The 5,276-nt window shown below is 70.1% G+C and carries 2 protein-coding genes; both read left to right on the top strand.

Annotation, left to right across the window (positions count from 1 at the left end):
- Entirely contained in the window at positions 1 to 2,988 is a 2,988-nt protein-coding gene (locus ABZY57_RS31815; protein ID WP_356517868.1) for an SDR family NAD(P)-dependent oxidoreductase, read from the top strand.
- 50 nt (positions 2,989 to 3,038) lie between these two features.
- On the top strand, positions 3,039 to 5,276 hold a 2,238-nt coding region (locus ABZY57_RS31810; RefSeq protein WP_356517866.1), incomplete at its 3' end, for a type I polyketide synthase.

Raw genomic sequence — 5,276 nt, 5'->3', positions numbered from 1 at the left:
GTGGCTCTGGCCCGGCTGTGGGCGTCGTGGGGTGTTCTGCCTGATGTTGTGGCGGGTCATTCCGTGGGTGAGATTGCCGCAGCGCACATCGCCGGCGTGCTCTCACTGGCGGACGCGTGCTCTCTGGTCGCGGCGCGTGGTCGTCTCATGCAGGCCCTGCCGACTGGCGGGGCGATGCTCGCGGTCGAGGCCACAGAGGACGAGCTGGTCGAGGCGCTGGCCGGGCTTGCGGATGTGGGCGTCGCTGCGGTGAACGGGCCGCGTTCGGTGGTGGCGTCGGGTCCCCGTGAAACGCTTGCCCCGTTGGAGGAGCGTTTCCGGGCTGAGGGCCGTCGGGTGCGTTGGCTGGACGTCAGCCATGCTTTCCACTCTCCGCTGATGCAGCCGATGATCGAGCCGTTCCGCAAGGTGGTCGAAGCACTCGACTTCCAGCCGGCCAAGGTATCGACCGTCTCGACGGTCACCGGCGCCTCGGACGCCGCGTGGCAGGACCCCGACTACTGGATCGAGCACGTCCTGCGCCCGGTGCGTTTCGCGGACGCGGTCACCGCTCTTGCCGACACCAGTGTCTCCCGTTTCCTGGAGATCGGCCCGCAGGGGGTTCTGTCGGCGCTGACCCAGCAGTCCCTCCCGGACGACTCCCGCGCCGTGGTCGTACCGAGCCTGCACGGAAACAAGGACGAGGCGGAATCGGTCCTGACCGCTCTGGCCCGCCTCCACGTCTCCGGCACGGGCATCGACTGGGATGCGTTCTACGCCGAGCACGCCCCGGCCCGGATCGACCTGCCCACGTACGCCTTCCAACAGGAGCGCTACTGGACCCAGGCCGCCGACGCGGCGCCCACCGCGCAGGCCGACCCTCTCGACGCGGCGTTCTGGGACGCGGTCGAATCGGCGGAGCCGGGTACCTTCGCCGAGCTGCTGGGAGTCGACAGCGGCTCCCTCGGCGCGGTGCTGCCAGCCATGGCCGAGATGCGCGGACGCCAGCGGGCGAACCGCCTGCTGGACGGCTTGCGCTACAAGACCGACTGGCAGCCGGTCTCCCTCACCGAAGGCTCGGCGCTGTCAGGTACCTGGCTCGTCCTCCTCCCCGCCGCGCACGCAGCCCCCGTACTCGTCGATCGCATCCAGAAGGCGCTCGACCAGCAGGGGGTCAAGACGATCCCCATCGAGGTCGGCGGCCACGACCGGGCCTCACTGGCGGCGGTACTCGCCGAGAGCGTGGATGCGGAGACCCCGCAGGGCGTCCTCTCCTTGCTCGCGCTCGACGCACGTGACAGTGCCGGCCATCCGGAGCTTTCCCAGGGGACCGCCGACACGGTCGTCCTCGCGCAGGCCCTCGCGGACGCCGGTATCGGCGCTCCTCTCCGGATCGTGACCTCGGGTGCCGTCGCGGCCACGCCGGAGGAGACGGCCGACCCCGCGCAGGCAGTGGTGTGGGGCATGGGCCTCTCGCTGTCCCTGGACCGGCCCGAGACCTGGGGCGGACTGGTGGACGTACCCGTGGATCTGGACGACGCGGCGTCGCGCCGCCTGTGCGCGGCCCTGACCGTGGAAGGTGGCGAGGACCGGCTGGCGGTCCGGGGCGCCACGACGTACGCGTACCGCATGGTGCGGGCGGCCCTGCCCGAGCAGGGCATCCAGGGCGAGAGCGCGTGGACTCCGGGCGGCGCCGTCCTGATCACCGGCGGAACCGGTGGGCTCGGCGCGCACGTGGCCCGCATGCTGGCCGCACACGGGGCGCGGGACCTGGTCCTCACCAGCCGCCGTGGCAACGCGGCTGCCGGAGCAGCCGAGTTGGCCGCAGAACTGGAGGGTCTGGGAGCCCGGGTACGGATCGAGGCCTGCGACGTCGCCGACCGCGACCTGTTGGAATCGCTGCTCGCGTCCTTCGGTGAGGACCGGCCCCTCTCGGCGGTCTTCCATGCCGCGGGCGCCGCACAGCGCCTCGCGCCGCTGACCGAGCTGACCCTCGACGAGTTCGCAGAAGTGGCCCGGGCCAAGGTGCTCGGTGCCCGCCACCTCGACGAGCTGCTCGGTGACCGGCCCCTGGACGCCTTCGTCCTCTTCTCCTCCGGCTCGGCGGTCTGGGGCAGCGCCGGCCAGGCGGCCTACGCGGGTGCCAACGCCTACCTGGACGGGCTGGCGCGCAGCCGCAGGGCCCGTGGGCGTACCTCGACCGCGATCGCCTGGGGTTCCTGGCAGGGCGGGATGGTCGACGAGGAGCTTGCGGCCGTCATGCGTCGGATCGGCGCCCCCGCCATGGCCCCCGAGACGGCGCTCGCAAGCCTGCGGCGAGAACTCGTACGCTCCGAGGAACACGTCGTCGTGGCCGAGTTCGACTGGTCCCGCTTCGCGCCCACGTACACGCTCGCCCGCCCGCGACCCGTACTGGACGCGATCCCCGAAGTGCGCGCCCTGCTGGACGGCGGCTCCGACACTGTGCGCGACGCATCGGGCGGGGCAACCCAACTCGCCGCGGAACTCGCCGGGATGTCCCCGGCGGAGCAGTCCCGCACCCTGCTCACGCTCGTGCGCACACACGTCGGCGAACTGCTCGGCTACGACTCGCCGTCGGACCTGGACCCGGGCCGGGCCTTCGAGGACCTCGGCTTCGACTCCGTGATCGCCGTCGACCTCCGCAACCGGCTGACCACGGCCACCGGCAGGAATCTGCCGAGCACGATGGTCTTCGACTACGCGAACCCCTCGGCGCTCGCCGCCTATCTGCGGTCCGAGCTGTGCCCCGAGGGCGAAGGCCCTTCAGGGCAGCCGTCGTTGCAGGAGCGCCTGGCGCAACTGGAGACAACCGTGCTGGGGCTCGACACGGACGAACTGTCAGAGCTCAACGTCATTTCCTGGCTGCGCTCACTCGCCTCCAGGCTCGGTGACTCGCCCGATGCGGCGGTGGACGTCGGCTCCCAATTGGAGAGCGCGTCGGCAGACGACGTCTTCGACTTCATCGACAAGGAACTCGGCCTCGCCTGAGCCTCCCCACTCGTTACGACTTTCCAGATCAAGGACTCGGTGGCACCGAAATGGCGGATGACCAGAAACTTCTCGACTACCTGAAGCGAGTGACGGCAGATCTGCACCAGACCCGTCGCCGCCTCGACGAGCTGGAGAGCCAGGACACCGAGCCCATCGCGATCATCGGCATGGCCTGCCGGTACCCGGGTGGCGTGACCACGCCGGAGGCACTCTGGGACCTGGTGGCGGAGGGACGGGACGCGGTGTCGCCGTTCCCGGACGACCGTGGCTGGGACCTCGCCCGCCTTCGCGACGGCGACGCCGAGGGAGCGAGCAGCAGCTACGTCGGCGAGGGTGGCTTCGTCGCCGACGTGGCCGGCTTCGACGCCGACTTCTTCGGCATGAACCCGCGCGAGTCGCTGGCCACCGACCCGCAGCAGCGGCTGATGCTGGAGACCTCCTGGGAAGCCGTCGAACGTTCCGGCATCGACCCCCTGTCGCTGCGCGGACGCCGCGTCGGCGTCTTCGCGGGATCGGGCATCCAGGACTACGCGGACCTCCTCGACACGGTGCCGGAGATCGGCGAGGCGTACATGGCCACCGCCAACGCGGCCTCGGTGATCTCCGGCCGCATCTCGTACCACCTCGGCCTGGAGGGCCCGGCCGTGACGGTGGACACGGCGTGCTCCTCGTCCCTGGTGGCCCTCCACCTGGCGGCGCAGGCCCTGCGGTCGGGGGAGTGCTCACTCGCGCTGGCCGGCGGCGTGATGGTCATGTCCACCCCGTCGCCGTTCGTCGCCTTCAGCCGCCAGAAGGGCCTGGCGGCCGACGGCCGCTGCAAGTCCTTCGCCGGCTCGGCCGACGGTACGGGCTGGTCCGAGGGCGTCGGCATGCTCCTGGTGGAGCGTCTGTCGGATGCGGAGCGGAACGGTCACAAGGTTCTGGCGGTGATCAAGGGCAGTGCGGTCAATCAGGATGGTGCGAGTAACGGTCTGACGGCGCCGAACGGTCCTTCGCAGCAGCGGGTGATCCGGCAGGCCCTGGCCAACGCCCGACTGTCGGCCGCTGACATCGACGCGGTGGAGGGCCACGGCACCGGCACGACGCTGGGTGACCCGATCGAGGCGCAGGCGCTGCTGGCGACGTACGGTCAGGAGCGGACGGGTGATGTTCCGCTGTGGCTGGGGTCGTTGAAGTCGAACATGGGTCATGCGCAGGCGGCGGCGGGTGTCGCTGGTGTGATCAAGATGGTGATGGCGATGCAGCACGGTGTGCTGCCGAAGACGCTGCATGTGGATGAGCCGTCGCCGCAGGTGGACTGGTCGGCAGGCCGGGTGGAGCTCCTTACCGAGGCGCGTTCTTGGCCGAAGGGTGAGCGTCCGCGTCGTGCGGGTGTGTCGTCGTTCGGGCTGAGCGGGACGAATGCGCATGTGATTGTCGAGGAGCCGCCGGCGGTCGAGGTTCCTGCTGGTGTGGTGGACGTTCCGGCCGTGGGTGTCCTGCCGGTGGTGGTGTCGGCCAAGTCGGCGGCCGGTTTGCGCGGTCAGGCTGAGCGGCTTAGTGAGCGTGTCGCTTCGGATGCGTCGCTGAGGCTTGCCGATGTTGCGTTCTCGCAGGTGGTGACGCGTGCGGGTCTTGAGCACCGCGCGGTGGTTCTGGCTTCGGATCTGGATGAACTGTCGGCTGGGCTTGAGGTGTTGGCGGCTGACGGTACTTCTCGGGATCTGGTGCGGGGGAGTGTCGCGGAGGGGCTGACGGCGTTTGCGTTCTCGGGTCAGGGTTCGCAGCGGTCGGGTATGGGTGCGGGTCTTGTGGCTCGGTTCCCGGTGTTCCGTGAGGCTCTGGTCGAGGTGTGCGGGCTGCTCGATGCCCAACTGGAAGTTCCCGTAGGCCCGTTGCTGTTGGATGGTGGGCCGGGTTCTGAGGTGTGGGGGACTGGGGTTTCGCAGCCTGCGGTGTTCGCGCTTCAGGTGGCTCTGGCGCGGTTGTGGGCGTCGTGGGGTGTTCTGCCTGATGTTGTGGCGGGTCATTCCGTGGGTGAGATTGCCGCAGCGCACATCGCCGGTGTGCTCTCACTGGCGGACGCGTGCTCTCTGGTGGCGGCGCGTGGTCGTCTGATGCAGGCCCTGCCGGCTGGCGGAGCGATGCTGGCGGTCGAGGCCACGGAGGATGAACTGGTCGAGGCGCTGGCCGGGCTCGTTGATGTGGGTTTGGCTGCGGTGAACGGGCCGCGTTCGGTGGTGGCTTCGGGTCCCCGTGAAATGCTTGCCCCGTTGGAGGAGCGTTTCCGGGCTGAGGGTCGTCGG

Origin of the sequence: Streptomyces sp. NPDC006450, from assembly GCF_040612195.1 — a bacterium.
Lineage (GTDB): Bacteria > Actinomycetota > Actinomycetes > Streptomycetales > Streptomycetaceae > Streptomyces.
The sequence above is the reverse complement of the archived record's forward strand: the minus strand, read 5'-3'. Positions and strand labels throughout refer to the sequence as shown.